Source organism: Aminivibrio sp. (assembly GCF_016756745.1).
In the GTDB taxonomy this organism is placed as follows: Bacteria; Synergistota; Synergistia; order Synergistales; family Aminobacteriaceae; genus Aminivibrio.
In genome coordinates, this window is sequence record NZ_JAESIH010000027.1 from 26,284 (window position 1) to 44,423 (window position 18,140).

The 18,140-nt window shown below is 58.4% G+C and carries 14 protein-coding genes; 6 read left to right on the top strand and 8 right to left on the bottom strand.

Going from position 1 to position 18,140, the window contains the following annotated elements; all coding sequences use genetic code 11:
- Positions 1–103: 103 nt before the first annotated feature.
- The 4 genes from JMJ95_RS03165 (at position 104) to JMJ95_RS03180 (ending at position 5,497) form a co-directional block, all read left to right on the top strand.
- Complete coding sequence (locus JMJ95_RS03165) at positions 104–817, top strand: M48 family metallopeptidase (RefSeq protein WP_290682561.1); 714 nt, start codon at positions 104–106, stop codon at positions 815–817.
- 296 nt (positions 818–1,113) lie between these two features.
- Positions 1,114–2,241 (top strand): hypothetical protein, encoded by a 1,128-nt coding sequence (locus JMJ95_RS03170; RefSeq protein WP_290682564.1) that lies wholly within the window; start codon positions 1,114–1,116, stop codon positions 2,239–2,241.
- Positions 2,238–4,439, top strand: a complete 2,202-nt coding sequence (locus JMJ95_RS03175) for an HD domain-containing phosphohydrolase (RefSeq protein WP_290682567.1) — start codon at positions 2,238–2,240, stop codon at positions 4,437–4,439. Before JMJ95_RS03170 ends, JMJ95_RS03175 begins: the two co-directional genes overlap by 4 nt.
- A 122-nt stretch (positions 4,440–4,561) precedes the next feature.
- Positions 4,562–5,497: a hypothetical protein gene (locus JMJ95_RS03180; RefSeq protein ID WP_290682570.1), complete on the top strand. Its 936-nt coding sequence runs from the start codon at positions 4,562–4,564 to the stop codon at positions 5,495–5,497.
- A gap of 226 nt (positions 5,498–5,723) precedes the next feature.
- Here the strand turns inward: JMJ95_RS03180 and JMJ95_RS03185 are convergent, their stop codons facing one another.
- Positions 5,724–6,254, bottom strand: a complete 531-nt coding sequence (locus JMJ95_RS03185; RefSeq protein WP_290682572.1) for an FmdE family protein — start codon at positions 6,252–6,254, stop codon at positions 5,724–5,726.
- A gap of 238 nt (positions 6,255–6,492) precedes the next feature.
- On the opposite strand from JMJ95_RS03185, the gene JMJ95_RS03190 reads away from it, so the two are divergent.
- Positions 6,493–7,257, top strand: a complete 765-nt coding sequence (locus JMJ95_RS03190; protein ID WP_290682574.1) for a peptidoglycan DD-metalloendopeptidase family protein — start codon at positions 6,493–6,495, stop codon at positions 7,255–7,257.
- A gap of 91 nt (positions 7,258–7,348) precedes the next feature.
- Here JMJ95_RS03190 and JMJ95_RS03195 read toward each other — a convergent pair whose 3' ends face one another.
- Complete coding sequence (locus tag JMJ95_RS03195; RefSeq protein ID WP_290682576.1) at positions 7,349–8,125, bottom strand: hypothetical protein; 777 nt, start codon at positions 8,123–8,125, stop codon at positions 7,349–7,351.
- Positions 8,126–8,273: 148 nt separating this feature from the next.
- Here JMJ95_RS03195 and JMJ95_RS03200 point away from each other — a divergent pair, with 148 nt between their 5' ends.
- Positions 8,274–11,396 carry a PAS domain S-box protein gene (locus JMJ95_RS03200; protein ID WP_290682578.1) on the top strand — a complete coding sequence of 1,041 codons (3,123 nt, stop codon included), beginning with the start codon at positions 8,274–8,276 and terminating at the stop codon, positions 11,394–11,396.
- Between the two features lie 10 nt (positions 11,397–11,406).
- On the opposite strand, the gene JMJ95_RS03205 is transcribed toward JMJ95_RS03200, so the two are convergent.
- The 6 genes from JMJ95_RS03205 to JMJ95_RS03230 form a co-directional block, all read right to left on the bottom strand.
- Positions 11,407–11,892: a DciA family protein gene (locus tag JMJ95_RS03205; RefSeq protein WP_290682580.1), complete on the bottom strand. Its 486-nt coding sequence runs from the start codon at positions 11,890–11,892 to the stop codon at positions 11,407–11,409.
- Entirely contained in the window at positions 11,870–13,777 is a 1,908-nt protein-coding gene (mnmG, locus tag JMJ95_RS03210; protein ID WP_290682582.1) for a tRNA uridine-5-carboxymethylaminomethyl(34) synthesis enzyme MnmG, read from the bottom strand. The genes JMJ95_RS03205 and mnmG overlap by 23 nt, the downstream gene beginning before the upstream one ends.
- A 36-nt stretch (positions 13,778–13,813) precedes the next feature.
- Positions 13,814–14,869: a DNA replication/repair protein RecF gene (locus tag JMJ95_RS03215; RefSeq protein WP_290682584.1), complete on the bottom strand. Its 1,056-nt coding sequence runs from the start codon at positions 14,867–14,869 to the stop codon at positions 13,814–13,816.
- A gap of 3 nt (positions 14,870–14,872) precedes the next feature.
- Positions 14,873–16,057 (bottom strand): DNA polymerase III subunit beta, encoded by a 1,185-nt coding sequence (gene dnaN / locus JMJ95_RS03220; RefSeq protein WP_290682587.1) that lies wholly within the window; start codon positions 16,055–16,057, stop codon positions 14,873–14,875.
- 225 nt (positions 16,058–16,282) lie between these two features.
- Positions 16,283–17,611, bottom strand: coding sequence for a chromosomal replication initiator protein DnaA (gene dnaA, locus JMJ95_RS03225; RefSeq protein ID WP_290682591.1), 1,329 nt, complete (start codon positions 17,609–17,611; stop codon positions 16,283–16,285).
- 173 nt (positions 17,612–17,784) lie between these two features.
- On the bottom strand, positions 17,785–18,140 hold a 356-nt coding region (locus JMJ95_RS03230), incomplete at its 5' end, for a hypothetical protein (RefSeq protein WP_290682589.1).

Below are 18,140 nucleotides of genomic sequence, written 5' to 3' on the forward strand. Positions count from 1 at the left end.
CCTCCCGATTATATTACGGAAGAACACTATACCAGAGAAGAACGGTGCCTGTGAGAGAAAAAAATGGTAGGATGTCACGGAGAAGAGCGAAGGAGGGTTCCCCGTGGCAGATTTTCCGGACAGTCTTCCGGCCTATGGGGTAGAATTCGGCAGGCGAAAGACCCTGCAGATTTCGGTCCACCCCGACGGCCGTGTGACGGTGAAGGCTCCCCTGTTCCTCGACCGGGCCGCCGTGGACAGGGCAGTCGAGGAACAGCGGGAGTGGATACGAAAAAAACTGGAGCATTTCCGCTCTATCCCAGCTCCCGCTCCCCGACCTCCCCTGGGGCAGGGAAGCCCGGTCCCTTTCCTGGGACAGCTCTATCCCCTCGATATCAGGGAAGGGAAAAGGCAGGGCGCGGTCATCGAGGGCGGTGCCCTGCGGGTCACCCTGCGGAAGGGGGCGGAACCGGAGGCCCCCCTTCAGGAGCTTCTGAACCGGTGGTACTCCGCACGGGCCGCCGAGGAGTTTCCTCTCGCCATGAAGAGGTGTCTTCCCAGGTGCTCTTCTTTTTTGAAGGAGGAACCTCCCCTCCGGATCCGGATCATGCGATCCCGGTGGGGAAGCTGCACAGGAAAGGGCGTCGTCACTCTCAACACCCTGCTGGTGAAGGCTTCCCCCGCCTGCATCGACTACGTGCTGCTCCACGAACTCTGTCATACTGTCCATCCGAACCACGGCAGGGGATTTTACTCCCTGCTTGAAAGCATCCTCCCCGGGTGGAAGGACCGCAGAAAGGAACTCCGGGAGCGGGCGAAGGACCTTCTTTTCTTCTGAAAGATTCATCTTTTCCGCTCAAAACATCTGCGGCCCGATTGGAAAAGAAAACCCTTCTTAGCACAATTGTTCAGCGCCTCCGGATTAATAACCGCTGACCAGTTGAGTTCCGGGAACCTTTTTACCAGAGCAGGCAGGTTGCTGCTGAACCCCTGATGCTTTTTTTATTTTATTCTTTCTCTTGAAATACTGTTTCATCAAATGATAGAATACCGTGGTCAGTGTCGGTTCCTCACCATTTATCCTGAACCTTTTTCAAGGAGAGGAACACCATTCACCAAGGAGGCGGGGTAGTGATGAAGCGCTGGGTAGTTTTCTCCGCAGCCTTTTTGTGTATAAGTTCACTTATCCTCTGGCGCAGAGCGCCGGTATCTGTTCCCGTCGCCCTTCTCTTCGACGGGCAGGATACTGCCGGTGCGGTGGTTTCCCGGCAGGCCCTCCAGTCCGTGGTGCTGGCCATGGAGTATTTCAACTCCCGCTCATCCTCCAGGAAATTTCACCTGGTCTTCCTTCGGGAGACCGACCCTTCCTCCGCCCTTCGGACGGCAGCCGAAATGAAGGTCTCGGCCGTGGTGGGAGGTATTTCTGTTCCCTCCCCGTCCATTCTCTCCCAGGCTTCGAACCGCTTCGGGACCGCCGTCATTTCCCTCGCCCCGGGCTCCTTTCTCGCCAAGGCGGACGATCTTGTCTTCCGGCCCAGGCCCGGGACCGGCGGGCGGATCCTCGGCGCGGAAGCGAAACAACGGGGTATGACGAGCTATTCCGTCATCGTAAGCGGCTTCGAGAGCGGCTATACCCAGGAGTTCATCCGCGACTTCGAAGCGGGGGCCGGGGGCCCTCCCAGAAGAACCATGGTATTCAGCGGCGATCTGAACAAGCAGATCGAAGATTTCGGACGGATAGCCTCCGGCATGGACGCGATGCTCCTCGTCCTGCCCGACTGGCCGGCTTCCATCGCCCTCAGGGAACTCCGGCTCCGGACGCCCGGCCTGGCGGTCTACGCTTCCAACAGAGCCGTATCTCACCGTACCCCCCTTCTCGCGGGTGATATAGGAGAAGGGCTGATCACCTCCGCCGTCCTTCCCCGGGAATGGTTCCTCGAGGGAAGAGGTTTCCCCGGTTTCGTGGCTGATACCTACGGGGAACACATCCCGGCCATTACCCTCTCCATAGGGTACGATGCCGTGGCCATGCTCGATGCCGCCCTGGACAGGGCGGGAACGACGGATCCCGGGGCCGTGGCCCGTGCCCTGGCCGAACTAGAGCGGGTCGAATCTTCCGCCGGACCGGCAGCTCTTGGCGCAGGAGGCGACCTGTCTCTGCCTCAGGGAATCTTCTCCCTGACGAAAAAGGGATGGATTCCCGTCTCCAGGTCGTCCTCCCCCCCGCCCTCCTCCGTCACACCCGGGAAGGCCTCCCGATGAAACGGAAGATCTTCTCCCTCGGCGGTTTTTTTACTGCCATTCTTCTGTTCTTTCTTGTCATCATCCTCCTCGAGGGAGGGCTCACCGCCTATTTCCGGATCAGTTCCCAGCTGAAGGAATTCTCAGAGCGGGGAGAGACTTTCACCCGGGTAGGCTCCCACTTTCTGAAGCAGCAGGTCCGCCGGGGAGAGGACTCCGTTCGTGAACTCGTCCGGGGGTGGTCGTCGTCCCCGGACAGGGAAAACGGTGTGCTCCTGGCCGCCGTTATGGACGGCAACAGAATTGTTTCCGCCCTAAAGGGATGGCTTCCCGAAGGAATGATTCTCCCTCCTGAAATCATCGCTCCCGGCTGGAAGATGAACGATCTCCTCGACCAGTTTGGGAAGAATCTTCTCACCGGCACCATGACTGTGGACGGAAAAACAGTGTTCGCCGCCCTGGATCTCGATCTCAACGAGCTGAACGTGGCAGGGACGCCGGATATTCTGCCTGTCCTCTCTACTTCCACCGGATCCGTGGTCTGGACGGGTTCCGGGGAAGAACCGTCCGGCCTGGCCTGCCACATACGCGCCAGGGGCCTCGTGGCAAGGAAAGAAAGCGCTGATGGCGCATGGTCCATCCTCTCGTCCCACTACGGCGAGCGGGTGGTCCTCCGGCAGGACCCCTTTCTGTACGGGCTCCGGCTGAGTCTCGTCTATCCTCTGTCGAGCCTGGTCCGCAGCGCCATGTACGGAGCCGCCGTTTCCGGCTCCGCCACCGTGGCCGCCCTGCTGGCCATTTTTCTCATCTGGTTCGTCTGGAGGCGGGGAATCTACAGCGCCATAAAGGACATCACATCCCTCGCCGAGGACATGAGCGCCAGGCTGGAGGATCTCGAGGGAGGAGACCCTATCAGGGCCGCCGAGGCCATGTACTCTCTCGCCAGGCGCTTCGCTAACCTGAAGGAAACCTTCGTCCTGGAGACGAACGCCTTCACAGCCAATCTGCGGAACCTTTTCCAGGTCATCTCCCAGCAGCATGAGGAGCTCACCGCCTTCAACGAGGAGACGGAGGCCTTGAACCAGGAGCTTGAAAGCGCGAACAACCGGCTCGTCATGAGGGAGGCCCTGTGGGAAAGAACCCTGGAGTTCTCCCACACCTTCGCCCGGAGCGAAGATTCGCACCAGGCCATCTCCTCCACCCTCAACACCATACGGAGGGACGTGGGGGCCTTCGGCGTCCTGATTTCTGCGGTGGAAGGGGACCACTATCGGCTTACGGCGTCGAGCGGGTATAACGGCGGACTCGCGCCCTTCACCATCCCGAAGAACGGCATCGCCGCCACGGAAAGTGTCCTCACCGGCGCGCCCCTGTGGGTGGAGGACACTTCCCGGTATTCTTCCGCCCGTCCCGTGCACCCCTCGGTGAAGAGCGAGCTCCTCATCCCGCTCTTCCAGAGCGGCGAGGAGGAGGGCGTGCTCGAGATCGCCTTCGACCGGGTCTCGAAGAAGGACCCCTTCCTCATCGAAACCCTCGTCCCGGTGGCCTCCTACCTCGGGGGACTCGTCCACGGCGAGAAGATGCGCCGGGAGGTGGAGGCGTCCTACTCCTACCTCGCAGAAAAGCTCCAGTTTGTCACCGGCATCTACCATGACGAAACAGAGAGCCACATCGCCCGCATCGGTGAATACTGCCGCGTTCTCGCCGGAGAACTGGGCAAAAGCCATGCGGAACAGGAAAAAATGGCCCTCTTCGCGAGGCTGCACGACATCGGGAAACTCAAGGTCCCAAGGGAGATCCTGTCCAAGCCGGACGTCCTCACCGCCGAGGAGTTCAAGGTCATCACCGGCCATCCGGCCTGGGGTGCGGACATTCTCGGTGACGCGGCATGGCTTGCCATGGCCAGAAGGATCTGTCTCACCCACCACGAGAAATGGGACGGAAGCGGATACCCCAGGGGGCTGAAGGGCAGGCAGATTCCATGGGAGGGACAGGTCACCGCCTTGGCCGACGTATATGACGCCCTCCGGTCGTCCAGGGCCTACAAACCCCCCTTCTCCCACGAACAGGCGGCGGAGATCATCACCAGGGGCGACGGCAGAGTGGAACCAGCCCATTTCTCTCCTGAAGTCCTTCTGGCCTTTGTCCGTCGCTCGGAAACCTTCAGGGAGATTTTCGAAACCATGAAGGACAGGGAGTTTTTTTCCGACCGTTCCTGAAGTTTTTGTGGATAACCTGTTCACACTGTCCACATTTACGGCCCGGACTTTTTCAAAACGAGCCCTATCCTGTATCATGGAACGACAGGATTCCGGAAAGACCCCTGGAAGGAGGTTCGTCCATGAAGGGAAAAACGCTCTTTGCCCTTGCGCTCGTCTGTATTCTTCTCCTGCCCGCGCCTTCCGCCGGCTCGCCGGTGACAACCGGCCCCGTTCCCCTGGTGTTTTCCAGGGGGGACAACCTGTTCCTCACCGACACGGAAGGAAACAACCCCGTTCTTATCAGAAAAGGGTACGACCCGGAGATTTCTCCTGACGGAACGGAAGTGGCCTTCACCGTCCAGACGGGAAAAGACGGGAGCGGCAGGCAGATCGGCTTGTACACCATTTCCACCGCAAAATCCAGAAACTACAGGTCAGTCATCCCCGGGGAGAACAGCTACGGTCCGAGGTGGTCCCCCGACGGAACCATGATCGTCTTCAACCACTGGGACCCGGAGCAGTCCGACTGGGTACTGGGCCTCCTCACCCTCGCCGACGGCTCGTTCCGGGTGCTCGCTCCCGAGCTGAAAGGGGTCTATTCCCCCTTCTGGTCCGCCGACGGCTCTTCGGTCTACTGCCATGACCTTGAGAATTTCTTCCGCGTCTCCGTGGAGACGGGACGAACGGCAGCCCTCCGCAGGTTTTCAGAGATTCTCGGCGAGGCAATGCCGACCAGCGCCATCCGCTTCTCCGTCTCCCCCGACGGATGGCGCTGGCTCTTCGACGGCGAAGTGAAGGACACGTCCGACTGGCTGAAAAGCGGCGACGGCCTTATCTCGGCCCTTTTCCTCCATACACCCTCAGACGGGACAACCCGCCGGATCACCGACGACCGCATATGTGCCATCGGCCCGGCATGGCTGCCGGGAGGGGAGGACTTCCTGTTCTACGGGTACACGGAAAAGGAGATGAGCGGAGAAGGCTCTGGTTTCGCCGTCTTCCGGGGTTCCCTGACGGAAGGAAAGATTACCCTGCTGGTGCCCGATGGGGGAACCCCCTCGGCCCGGCTCCGGTAAAGGAAAGAATCAGCCGGGGGAGCGCCGGGTTCAGCCCTCCGGACCGAAAAGGCAAGGAAGGCGGCAAAGACGCCCCATGCGGGATAGGGAACCAGCAGCAGTGAGGCATGCCGGGCGTATCCTGCGAAAATGTTCCATGGCGACCGCGGCGAAACAGAGGCCAACCCAGCCCGCGAGGCCGGCGGCATCCTTCAGCCGGGTCAGCTTCCTTGCGAACAGACCGGGATCACGCCCCGGAACAGGGTATGCATACGGTGCGGCCGTCTGAAAGCTCCAGGAGCCTTGTCTCCATTGCTCTCTCGCCGCAGAGGGCGCATACTCCGGACTTTCTGATCACCGCTTTTTCGGGCATGGGTTCTTTCGGTTCCCCCACGGTGAACAGTGCCTCGTCGGGTTTCTCCAGAAGGCGCCTGGCCGACTCTTCCCTTGTGAGCTCCCGTTCAGGGGCGTTGAGGACGAGCCGGACCCCCCTGCCGTCGGAGCGTCTGAAAACGGTGAAGGCCTGCTTGCCGTAATCCCGGAAATGAAGGTTTCCCTTGCCGAAGGTACACCCGAGGATGAACTGCACCGCATCAACGCCGCAGGCATCGTTCTCCGCAATGGCCACCATCTCCTCGTCCCGGTCGCGGGACATACCGAGAAGCTTCAGGGCAAGTTTCGACGCCCTCCACCCGATAAGCACGCCGGGACAGAAATGGCCGTGAAAGTCCACCAGGGGTTTCAGTTCTTCTGGAAAGGAAAAATCATTCATATCCATTCTTGGTCTCCTTGAACTCTTTCGGGCAAAATGCCACGATTTTTTAATTCCGTGGCATCATTGTATCATTTTTTCTCCGCGGCCACCCGTGATTTCTTGTTTTCACACTTTTCCCCCCCTTTTTTCTCCGGGGGAAAAAAATATAAAAATCAGTAATTTTACTGAGAAGAAGCCTTCGCCTGTCCGATACCATAACGTAATCATCGGTAATGTATCCTTATCGAGAGGGGGTGGTTTTGTGCTTTTTCCCCGGCGTTTCGCTTTCTTGTCCGTATTCTCAGTCTTTTTTTCCGTTCTTGCGGCTTTTCCCTTTTCTCCGGCCGCTTCGGCCAATTCCCTTCCATGGGTGGAACATTCAGTTCGCAGCGGCGAATCCGTTGCCTTCATCGCCGGGAGATACGGCGTCTCCCCCAAAACCGTCGAGCGGGCCAACGAACTGGCCGTCCGGGAGGATGGCGTCCTCCCGGGAGAGAAACTCCTCGTTCCCAGGAAGGATTCGGACCTCCTGGCCACACTGGCGGAGCACAGGGCCCGGCAGAGAGGTGAAACCATCGTTCCCCTGATCCGCATCGAGGAACCCCTTCCTCCACCGGCTCCGCCGAAAAAAGCGGAATCGGCCCTTGCCGACGGAATCGAGCCCCTTATCAGGCCCCTTGGGGGGCGGGTTTCCTCGCCCTTCGGGAAGAGAAGAGGAAGGCTCCACGACGGTATCGACATCCCCGCCCGGCCGGGGACTCCCGTTGTGGCTATCCGGTCGGGAAGGGTCGTTTTTTCCGGTGTCATCCGCGGTTTCGGGAACACAGTCACCATCGATCACGGCAACGGGTTCGTCACCCGGTACAGCCACAACAGCGCGAACCTGGTGAAAAAGGGAACCTGGGTCCGGCGCGGACAGCCCGTCGCCAAGGTCGGTAAGACCGGGCGGACAACCTGCAATCATCTTCATTTCAGCGTTCTTGTGAACGGCAAGCCTGTGAATCCCGAGAAATACCTGCCGAAGTAACTGAAGCGGCAGGCGTCTCCCCGCTTTTTTCCCTCATTCAACACCAGAAAGCCCCGGACCTGCCTGTCCGGGGCTTTCTGGTGTTGCAGTCTCAGGGAGTGAAGAAGTGATCTCTTTCCCCCACCACGGTGTAGACTCTTCCCCTCTTCCGGTCCCAGGCGTATACACCGTTCGACTGAGGCCTGCCGGCAGCGTCGAGAAAAACCATATTCTCCAAAAGGGCTCTTCCATAGGCCACCAAGCCGCGGACCGGGGCGGCAAAAGGCAGCCTTCCGACCTCCGTGCTCTCCGGCCATTTCCCGAAGGAGGGGAGAAGGTTCCGGGCAGTCATTTCTGACACCAGGACGCCGTATTCCGACGGTCCCGTGGTGATAAAGAAGTGCTTTGCCCGGGACGACTGGAGAAGCCCTTCAAAAATCGATGCAGCCAGGTACCCCGCCATGTCTTCCTCCATGCGGAGGAGATACAGGGCCGCCATAAAGACGGCATCGGCGGCGGCAAGGGGTTTCGGCGTCTCGGAAGGGTAGAAGAAACCGGCGGCCGAGTCCCATCGGGCAGGGTCCCCGTCCTTCACAAGGAGGGAGAGAAGGGAGAGGGCGTTTGCCGCCCCTTTCTCCGGCTCCGTCCCGGGGCGGAAAAGGGACCGCCAGAGTTCGTAGGGAGAAACTCTGTCAGCTCTGGATTCGAGAGCTGCCCGGTACTCCGCAGCGCCTGCTTTGGCTTCGGCCCGGGCACCGTACCGGAGGACAAGATCCTCAAACCGTTTTTCCACCGTTTCCGCCGACGCGTTTCCCGCAAAGAGCAGGAAAACAGCGGTCATCGCAATCCACGAAAAGAAACGAATTCTCCTTTTCTTTTTCTTTTCCATCACTGCCGCCTCCTCCATATTCATCAGGTATGATCAGTCATTATACCCTCTTTCAGGAATGAATCCCATAGAGTGGGCTCCGTTTTCGTGCAGAAGAATGTATTTTCATGTAGAATTTCATTACCTCTCCACGGAAGGGGGAACCACGATGGAAGAAAATCGTTCCCGGCAGTCCGACACAGTGCTTTCAAGCATTCTGGCCGTTCAGCCCCTGCTCGATTCCCTGGGCCGGGAGTTATCCCTTCTGGACAGGAACATGCGATACCTCTGGGTTTCTTCCTCCATGGCCGAACGAGTGGGAATCCCGAGAGAGGACATTCCCGGCAGGACCTGCTATTCCCTCCACCACTCCTCAGCCGCCCCGTGCGGCGGCTGTCCCGTGTATGAAGCCCTCGTCACCGGGGAATCCAGGGAAAGGGTCATCATCTCCAACGGAACAGTTTTCCTCTCCAGCGGAATCCCGGTAAAAGACGAATCCGGCACGGTATGCGCTGTCTTCGAGTGTGAGCGGGACATCACCCTGGAAAAAGAAAAGGAGAAGAATTTCCTTGAGCTGAAAAACCGGTACATCGAACTGGTGGAAAACGCCCCCATCGGCATGTTCCGGGTCACTTTCGACGGAAAATACCTCTCGGCAAACATCCACCACGCCCGGATTCTCGGCTACTCTTCCCCTTCCGTTCTCATGGAAGAAGTCAACAGAACCTCGGCGAAGATCCACTACGCCCGGCCGGAAGCCAGGAAAGCGGTGGTGGACCATCTTCTTGCCAACCCGAACCGGTGGCTGGAGCGGGAGACGGTTTTCCTCCGGAGGGACCGCTCACCCATCCATGTGCACCTCTACCACCGGAGCGTCTTTTCTCCCGACGGTGACCCTCTTTACATCGACGGCTTCCTGGAGGACATCACGGAACGGAAGACACTGGAGAAAAAAATCCGGTCCGAGCTGGAGCTGCGGCAGCAGATCTTCGACGCCGTTCCGGTCCATCTTTATCTGAAGGACAGAGAGGGAAAGTATACCTTCGTGAACAGGGCTTTCACGGAGTTCCGGAACCTGAGGCACGAAGACGTCATCGGCAGGACGACCTTCGGCGTCCTGGAGGACCCTACCGCATCCGCTGCCCGGGCGGAGGACGAGGAAGTGCTCCGGACGGGCAGGCCCCTCCGTGACCATGAACGGCGGGTCAGGGGGAGCGCGGGGGAATTCTGGTACAGGATTACCAAGAGCCCCATCTTCGATGATAAAGGAAACATAGAGGGCATCGTGGGGTGCGGATTCGATATCACCACCCTCAAAGAGATTTCCCAGTCCCTCGCCGGGAGCGAGAAACGGTTCCGGTCCCTGGCCGAAGATATGCCGATTCTCATTTCCACCGGCCTTCCCGATGGAACAATCCTCTACGCCAACGCCGCATACTGCCGGTGGTTCGGCAGGGAGCAGCAAGATATCCCAGGTTCTTCCTTCCTGGATTTCCTTCATACCGACGACAGGGCGGCTGTGGAGAAAACCCTTTCTTCCCTTACTCCGGAGCAATCGTCTTTTTCCATGGAGCTTCGGGTGTTCGCCCCCGACGGCTCCCTGCGGTGGCAGCGGTGGATCAACAGGGCTTTCTTCGACCCCTCGGGAAAGCTCCAGTTCATCCAGACCGTGGGGGAGGACATCACTGAGAGAAAAAACGCCGAAGAGGAAATCAGGGCCGCCAGGGACGAGGCGGAAAGGGCGAGCGCCGCCAAATCGGAGTTCGTGGCCAGCATAAGCCACGAGATCCGGACACCCATGAACGGCGTTCTGGGCATGTCGGAACTCCTCCTGGAAACGCCTCTCAACTCATCCCAGCGCAGCCTCGCAGGGATGATCCACGAGAGCGCCCAGCAGCTCCTCGTCGTCCTCAACGACCTTCTGGACTTCTCCAAGATCGAGTCGGGAACGTTCGGCCTCTCCATTCTTCCTTTCTCCATCCGCAGGACCCTGGAAGACACGGTCGTTCCCTTTCTGTCCCAGGCCGCGGATAAGGGATTGTCCCTCTCCATGGAAGCGGACCCTGCCCTTCCTGCTGTCCTGCTGGGAGATCCCATACGGATCCGTCAGATACTCACGAATCTCCTGAGCAATGCCCTGAAATTCACGGAAAAGGGATCGGTCACCCTCTCGGTCAGGCTCCTCGGAATGGAGGACGGGGAGGCGAAAATAGCCTTCTCGGTCGTCGATACGGGCATCGGCATTCCGGAAGAATTTATGGGTGAAATTTTTACGCCCTTCAGGCAGGGGGAGACGTTCCGGAACAGAAAATACGGCGGCACAGGGCTCGGCCTGTCCATCTCCAGGAAACTCGTGGAGATGATGGGGAGCGGCCTGTCGGTGGAAAGCACGCCGGGGAGGGGCTCCGCCTTCTCCTTCGTCCTGTCGCTGAAGGCCGGAAACTCCGCGGGGGAGAACGACACACCGGGAGAAAGAGCCTCCGTTCCGGCGTTAGGAAACGAAGGGGGTGAAAGAAAACCATCCGTTCTGGTGGTGGACGACAACAGGGTGAACAGGGAACTGGTGAGGCTGCTTCTGGAAAAGGGGGGCTACCTGCCGGAGACGGCCTCCGACGGGCGAGAGGCCGTGGAACGGCTATCCAGGAAACGGTTCGACCTGGTGCTCATGGATATCCAGATGCCCGAGATGGACGGTTACGAATCCACCGCCTTCATCCGGGACCCCGGGTCTCCGGTGCTGGACCACCAGGTTCCCATAGTGGCCCTGACCGCCCACGCCGTGAAAGGGTTCGCCGATGAATGTCTGAAAAAGGGAATGAACGACTATCTTCCCAAGCCCTTTTCATCGAACGAACTCCTGGGGCTGCTCTACAAGTGGATTTCTTCCGCAGGTACTCCGGCCGGGGATTACGGAGTTCCCCCCTTTGCCGGCAGGGACCAGAAAAAAGGGGAGGATCCCGTCTTCGATGCGGACAGTTTCTTCGCCAGACTTCTGGGGGACCGGGACGAGGGAAAGATGCTCCTGGAGTTGTTTCTCGAAGCGGTGCCGGAGGACCTGGAGGCCCTGGCCGACGCCATTGAACGGGAGGATTTGCGGGCCTGCGCGAAAATAGCCCATACCATCAAGGGAACCGCATCCAACGGGTGCGCCCCGGAACTCAGCCGAGCAGCGAAATCCATCCAGTCGGAGGCGGAAAACGGCCGTTCCGGAGAGCTTCCGGAGCTGTTTTCCAGGCTCCTGTTCCATTTCTCCCTCGTGGCGGAGGCCATGAAGAAAGAGCTGAACAGCTGAAAAAACCTCCCTACTTGTCGGGAAACCGCATGCGGTAGAGGGTCATGAGGGAGGCAAACCTGCGGGCAAGGTTCTCCCGCTCCGGGGAAAACTTATTCTTCACTTCCTCGAACGCCCTGTCCACATCCTCTTTTTTCGGCTTCACCAGAGCCGGTTCCCCCCGTTTTCCGGCCCTGGGAGAGGGAGAGGTTTTGCCCACCACCACCTTCACGGCGGTTACCTTCACCCCGGTGATCTTCGATGCCTCACGGGCCACGGAGGCTCCCCTCATGGAGAGAGCCTTCGCAGAAGAAGGGCTGTCCGCTTTCACGAGCAGTACCCCTTTTTCAATGTCGTCGGGCCAGGTCTTTTTCGCCAGCATGGGGCCCACCGCAGTGGCCCATGTGTCCCTCAGGCCCGGAAGGGCGAGTTTTTCCTCCGCTCCCTTGGGCATGACCAGGTCCAGGAGGGCGGCCACAGGTCCCGGAACACCTTTACTGCGCCTGATATTCCTCATCGTCCGCTTCCCTCCGCGACAGCGAATTGAGGTACACCGACAGAAGATGAATGTCCGTGGGCGTCACCCCGGAAATGCGACCAGCCTGCCCCAGGGTGAGGGGACGGATTGCCTCCAGCTTCTGCCTGCTTTCGGCGAGGAGGCCGGAAATGGAGGAATAGTCGATATCACCGGGAAGGCGGACCTCTTCCATCCTCGACAGCCGTGCCACCTGCCGGTGTTGCCGGTCGATGTACCCCTCGTATTTTACCTCCACCTCGAGGGCCTGGACTTCTTCTCCCCGGAGAGGCTCCGGCGAAGGAGAAAACTTCTCCACCAGGGAATAGGGTACCCTTGGCCGGCGCAGCAGGTCTGCCGCCGTCACCGTCTCCGAAAGGGGAGCCGAGCCCAGGGCCGCTAGGGCGGCGTTCAATCCCTCCGAAGGCGAAATCCTCGCTTTTTCGAGCCTTTCCGCTTCAGTATCGATCCGCTTCCACTTTAAAAGCAGCAGGTTCCATCGTTCATCGCCGATGAGGCCTATCTTCCTCCCTATGGGGGAAAGCCGGCGGTCGGCGTTGTCATGGCGCAGCAGCAGCCTGTGTTCGCACCGGCTGGTGAGCATCCGGTAAGGTTCCTTCGTTCCCTTGGTGACCAGGTCATCCACCAGCACCCCGAGATAGGCATCGGAACGGGAAAGAACCGTCGGCTCCTCTCCCCTGGCCTTCAGGGCGGCGTTGATGCCCGCCAGGAGTCCCTGGGCGGCGGCCTCCTCGTACCCCGACGTGCCGTTGATCTGCCCGGCGCAGAAGAGCCCTTCCACCCTTTTCGTCTCCAGAAAGGGGTGGAGCTGGGTGGGGATAACGTAATCGTACTCTATGGCATACCCGGGACGGGTGATGTGGGCATTGCCGCACCCCGGAAGGGAATGGACCATGGCAACCTGTACGTCATAGGGAAGGCTCGTGGAAAAATTCTGCACATAGACCTCCCTGTTTCCCCGGGAGACGGGTTCAAGAAAAATAAGATGGCTTTCCTTCTCGGGAAACTTGATGACCTTATCCTCGATGGAAGGGCAGTACCGCGGTCCCGCCCCCTCCATCCAGCCCATGTAAAGGGGAGAACGGTGGAGGTTTTCCCTGATGATGTCGTGGGTCCGGGGATTGCTCCTCGTGAGGTGGCAGAAATACCCCTCGTGGATTTTTCCCTCCCCCCAGAGGGAAAAAGCGAGAGGTTCCGGGGCGCTTCCCTGGGCGGTAAGGGACAAAAGGTCCAAGGAATCGACATGAAGCCTCGGGGTGGTGTCGGTGCGCATCCTTCCCGTTTCCAGGCCGGCTTCCCGGAGAGACCCGGTGAGTTCCTCCGCCGGAACCTGCCCGAGAGGACCCGAAGGAAAACTGTCCATGCCAATGTAAACCTTGCCTCCAAGATAGGTCCCAGTGGCGAGCACTACTGTTTTCCCCTCGTAGACAAGACCGTATTTCGTCCTGACACCCCTGATCCTGCCCTTTTCCGTCCAGAGGTCGGTCACCACGTCCTGGTGAACGTCCAGGTTCTTTTGGGTCTCCACGGCGAGGGTGTAATGGGCGGCATAATCCCGGAGGTCGCACTGGGCACGGAGCGCCCGGACGGCGGGTCCCTTGGACGTGTTCAGCCAGCGGACCAGCATGGCGGACCTGTCGGCCGCCTCAGCCTGCTCTCCTCCGAGGGCGCTTCCTTCCCTGACGAGGTGCCCCTTCGCCGGTCCCCCGATGGAAGGGTTGCAGGGCATAAGGGCCGTGTTGTCCAGGTAGAGGTTGAGCTGGAGTACCGCCGCTCCCATCCGCGCCGCGGCGAGGGCCGCCTCGCACCCGGCGTGTCCTCCTCCCACCACGATGACGTCATATTTTTTTTCACAGACTATTGCCATTGCCTTCTCTTCCTTTCAGAACCCGATCACCTGTTCTCAGCGGCAGGGAAGCACCGCTCCATCCTCCACTTTCCACATTCTGCCGGGCCACTCGTTTCCCGGCATCTCCGCCGCCGCCGCCACAACCTGCCACCCAGTTCCCGCCAGGGAGGCCACGGTTATTTTCCGTCCTTCCCGGTCGAGCTCGGAGGCTATTTCATCGAGAAGTATCAGGGGCTTCCGCCTCAACCGTGCCTCCACAGCTTTACCCGCAGCAAGCATAATAGCAACGGAGGCCCTTCGCATCTGGCCTCTGCTGAAAAAAACCGCCGCTTCCCGTCCGCCCGTCCGGACCAGGAGGTTATCCCGATGAGGGCCTACCAGGGAAAGGCAGCTTTTCTTTTCCCTCTCGCTCCAGGATTCGAGAGAATTCCACCAGTCATCGAGGGGATCTTCCGTTCCCGAACCCCCTCCCCGGATATGGGCAAGCTCCAGAGGAGCTGGGGAAAGGTCCGGAAAATGGGCCAGCCCGAGGGAAAGAAGTCCTACAGCCTCTTCCCTGCACGACCAAATCCACGCCGCCAGGGGAGCCATGGCCCTGGATACGGGCTCCGTTCTTTTGCCCGCCCTGAGGAGAACGGTTCTGTGGCGGACCACCCTCCGAAAATCGCTGATCCTCCTGGCGTACTGAGGAAAAAGAAGAGCACATATCCTATCCAGAAAATTGCGACGAATAGAGGGAGATCCGTCCAACAGGGCCATATCCCCGGGGAGAAAGGCGAGGGCGGGAACCCTCGCCCGGACCTCGGGAAAGGAAACCCTCTTTCCGTCGCACTTCACCACGGTGGAACCGCCGACAGCCATGGCGAGAAACAGGTCTTCCTCGCCGCAGAAGGAACCGGTGATATACGCCCTGTCGCCTTCCCCCCGCCAGGAGGGAAGGTCTTTTCTTTCGCCGAAAGGACCCCATCCCGTCAGAAGATGGAGTCCTTCAAGACAATTGGTCTTCCCTGCCCCGTTTTTTCCGGTGACCAGGTTCAGTCCCGGTTCCCAGGAAATCCTGACAGGAGAAAGATTGCGGAAGTTTCTTACAAGATACTCGGAGCACCACATGTCCTATTCTGTGGAAACATCCTCCTCTTCCCCGTTGTTTTCCTCGAAGGAGAGGTCGCTTTCCGTAAGCTTGATGGGCATGACCATGTACAGGAAGTCCTTCTGGTCGGGCCGGAGCATGGTCATCTGTCCATCGGAGCCGTTGAAGCTGATGAAAGCCCGGTCGCCGTAGAGGGCCTTCAACCCGTCGAGAAGAAATCCCACGTTGAAAGCCACCGTCAGGGGTTCCCCTTCGATCTTTCCGTCGAGGATTTCCTCCACCGCTCCTGTTTCGGGCGCTTTTCCCATGAGGACGAGGTCTCCCCGGGGAGAAAGACGGAAGAGAACCATTCGGCTGAATTCCCTGACGATAATATCAACCCGCTCGAGGGCCGCCACGAGGGCGTCCCGATTCACGTCAATGCTTGTGGTGCTTTGGGGGTTCAGGATCTTTTCGTAGTTCGGGAATGCAGCCTCCACCCTCCGGACGGAGAATTCAAGGTTGCCCATCTGAAAGAAAACCAAGGTGGTATCGGCGAGAATCCGTATGGGGGTTTCTCCCTCAATGGAGGAAAGTAACCGCTGCAGTTCCTTCAGTCCGGTAATGGGCAGAAGAAAATCGCCGTCCTCTCCCTTCTCCGCCGGGTAACATTTTGAAAGGGAAAGCCTGCGTCCGTCGGTGGAGATGACTCTGAGCTCCCCGTCCTTCATCTGGAAGAATGCCGTACCGAGGTACTTGGGGAATTCTTCTCCCACGGTGCTTGCCACGGTCCCCTCGGAGATGGTCCGGAGCAGTTCAGAAGCGCTTATGGTACAGAAAAAGGGGGCGCTTTCCGATGCGGGAAGGGTGGGAAATTCTCTGGAAGGGTAGGTGGTGAACTTATACTTGTTTCTTCCGGCGATGATCAGTCCCTTCCCGTCGGTGACGGAAACGGTGAAAATGTTCGTGGGCGCTTTTTTAAAGAGCTCCCCCACCACCTTGACCGGCAGGACCGCTTCTCCTTCTTCTTCCACCAGGATTCCTCTGGAGATGCACTTGACGGATGTTTTCAGGTCGGTAGCCTCGAGACGAACGGTGTTTTCATCGTCCATGCCGGAGGCTCTCAGGAGTATGCCCGTGAGGGAGTTTATGGTGCTTTTGGAACTGGTGTTTCTTTCGGCAATCTGCCAGTTTTTCATGAACTCTCCCTTGTTGATCTGAAGTCTCACAATGTTTCCCTCCCCGAAGTGCATCTTTTATTGTTTTTTGGTTTTAGTAACAGTAATGATAATAGGTAGTGCGAATACTGTGGATAACTTGACGGGCGGGCGGGGTGACGGGGTTTCCCCTTGTGGACAAGTTTTTTTCCAGGCAGCAAAGTTATTCACACTATCCACAGGCAAAATAAATAAGCCATCATTTCTGTCCGGTTATCCACAAACAGAAGGGTTCATTCACAGCTTCCCCTCGATAGTATCCACAATCTGGCGGATCCTCGGCTGTTCTTTCACCATCTGGCTGATCTTCCGGTGCGCATGGAGTACAGTGGTGTGGTCCTTCTTCCTGAAGGAAAGACCGATCTGCTGAAGGCTCACCTCGGTCAGCTTACGGCACAGGAACATTGCGATCTGCCGGGCGAGGGCAAGGTCGGATGTTCTTTTGGCGCTCAGAAGATCGTCCACGCTCATGCTGAAAAAATCGGCCACAGCATGCTGGATGGCATCCACGCTCACGGGCCCGCGAATATCCTTTCGGATCACGTCCTTGAGCCATTCTCCGGTGTTTTCCTCGGTGATGGGCTCGCTGGAAAGCTCGGCGCAGGCCACTACCCTGTTGAGGGCGCCCTCGAGTTCCCGGATGTTGCTCGGAATGTTGACGGCAAGAAAATTGATCACGTCGTCAGGAATGTCATACCGCCTGAGCTGGGCTTTTTTCTGCAGGATGGCGATCCTGGTTTCGAGGTCCGGGGACTGGATGTCCGTTACAAGTCCCCACTCAAAACGGCTCACAAGCCGGTCCTCGATGCTCTGGATATCCTTCGGCGGCCGGTCGGAGCAGATGACGATCTGTTTTTTGGATGTGTGGAGCTGGTTGAAGGTGTGGAAAAACTCCTCCTGGCTGCTCCCTTTGTTTCCCAGGAACTGGATATCGTCGATGAGGAGAATGTCCACGCTTCTGTACTTGGACTTGAACTCCTGGGTCTTGTTGTTTTTGATGGACTGGATGAATTCGTTTATGAACTTCTCCGAGCTCACGTAGGTCACCTTGTGGTTCGGGTTCCTGTCGAGGACGTAATGGCCGATGGCGTGCATGAGATGGGTCTTCCCCAGACCGACGCCTCCCCAGATGAAAAGGGGGTTGTAGGCCTCTCCCGGGGTCTCCGCCACCGCAAGGCTCGCGGCGTGGGCGAGCCTGTTGGACTTTCCCACCACGAAGGAGTTGAAAAGATAGCCCGGATTGAGTCCTCCACGGGATTCGGCGGCACCGCCCGAGGCCGCCTTCTGGGCCCGTTTCTGCTCGTCCTTTTTCGTTTCCGACCCCACCCGGAGCTCGATGTCGTTGCTTTTTCCCGTCTCCCTGCAGATGCGCACAAGATCCTTCAGAAACCGGGAGGAAATCTGCTCCTTCACAAAAACGTTGGGGACGTCGAGAACGAGGGATCCATCCACCAGGTCGGTGGGGATACAGGTTTTTAACCACAGGTCAGCGGTTCCCGCGGGAAGGGAGTGGGACGCTTCCGCCAGGATTTCTTCCCACAGCCGGTTGAGATCTTTTTCCACAATGCTTCACCTCATACTGAGAATGGCACCATATTATCACAAGGAGCGGAATGTGGATAACTCCGGAAGAAGGCATCTGCGCGAAATAGGGCGTTTTTTCTTTTCCGTTCTGTGGATAAAAAGAGGGTGGAAGACATGTTGTCCACAATACTTGTCCACATATACACAATCCGGGTTTATTTTTGTGGATAGGTAAAAATACGGATGCTGTGGACTTTAACAAAGTTGTTACAAAATTCTCCGTCAGTCACACAAATTTTGATCCACTTACGGGAACGGGTCTGGCGGGTTATCCACAACTTGCCCACAGTTGTGCACAAGTTTATTTTTCCCCCATTCCGACAAGCTGCAAAAACAGCCTGTGGACAACTTTCGCTCAATGATGGAAAATAAACTCCGTCTTCGGATGAGAAACTCACCTTGGTTATTTCGGAGGAGAAAGAGACATGAGTTCTTCCCTTCTTCACGTAATAAGTCATACTGACCTGGACGGCATCGCCGCAGCAGCGGTTGCGTGGCACCGGTGGCGGGG

Bases quoted from the DNA above. Each gene is read 5' to 3' on its own strand.
- JMJ95_RS03170 (WP_290682564.1), top strand. From the start codon at position 1,114: ATGAAGCGCTGGGTAGTTTTCTCCGCAGCCTTTTTGTGTATAAGTTCA.
- JMJ95_RS03175 (WP_290682567.1), top strand. From the start codon at position 2,238: ATGAAACGGAAGATCTTCTCCCTCGGCGGTTTTTTTACTGCCATTCTT.
- JMJ95_RS03180 (WP_290682570.1), top strand. From the start codon at position 4,562: ATGAAGGGAAAAACGCTCTTTGCCCTTGCGCTCGTCTGTATTCTTCTC.
- JMJ95_RS03185 (WP_290682572.1), bottom strand. From the start codon at position 6,254: ATGGATATGAATGATTTTTCCTTTCCAGAAGAACTGAAACCCCTGGTG.
- JMJ95_RS03195 (WP_290682576.1), bottom strand. From the start codon at position 8,125: ATGGAAAAGAAAAAGAAAAGGAGAATTCGTTTCTTTTCGTGGATTGCG.
- JMJ95_RS03200 (WP_290682578.1), top strand. From the start codon at position 8,274: ATGGAAGAAAATCGTTCCCGGCAGTCCGACACAGTGCTTTCAAGCATT.
- JMJ95_RS03205 (WP_290682580.1), bottom strand. From the start codon at position 11,892: ATGAGGAATATCAGGCGCAGTAAAGGTGTTCCGGGACCTGTGGCCGCC.
- mnmG (WP_290682582.1), bottom strand. From the start codon at position 13,777: ATGGCAATAGTCTGTGAAAAAAAATATGACGTCATCGTGGTGGGAGGA.
- JMJ95_RS03215 (WP_290682584.1), bottom strand. From the start codon at position 14,869: ATGTGGTGCTCCGAGTATCTTGTAAGAAACTTCCGCAATCTTTCTCCT.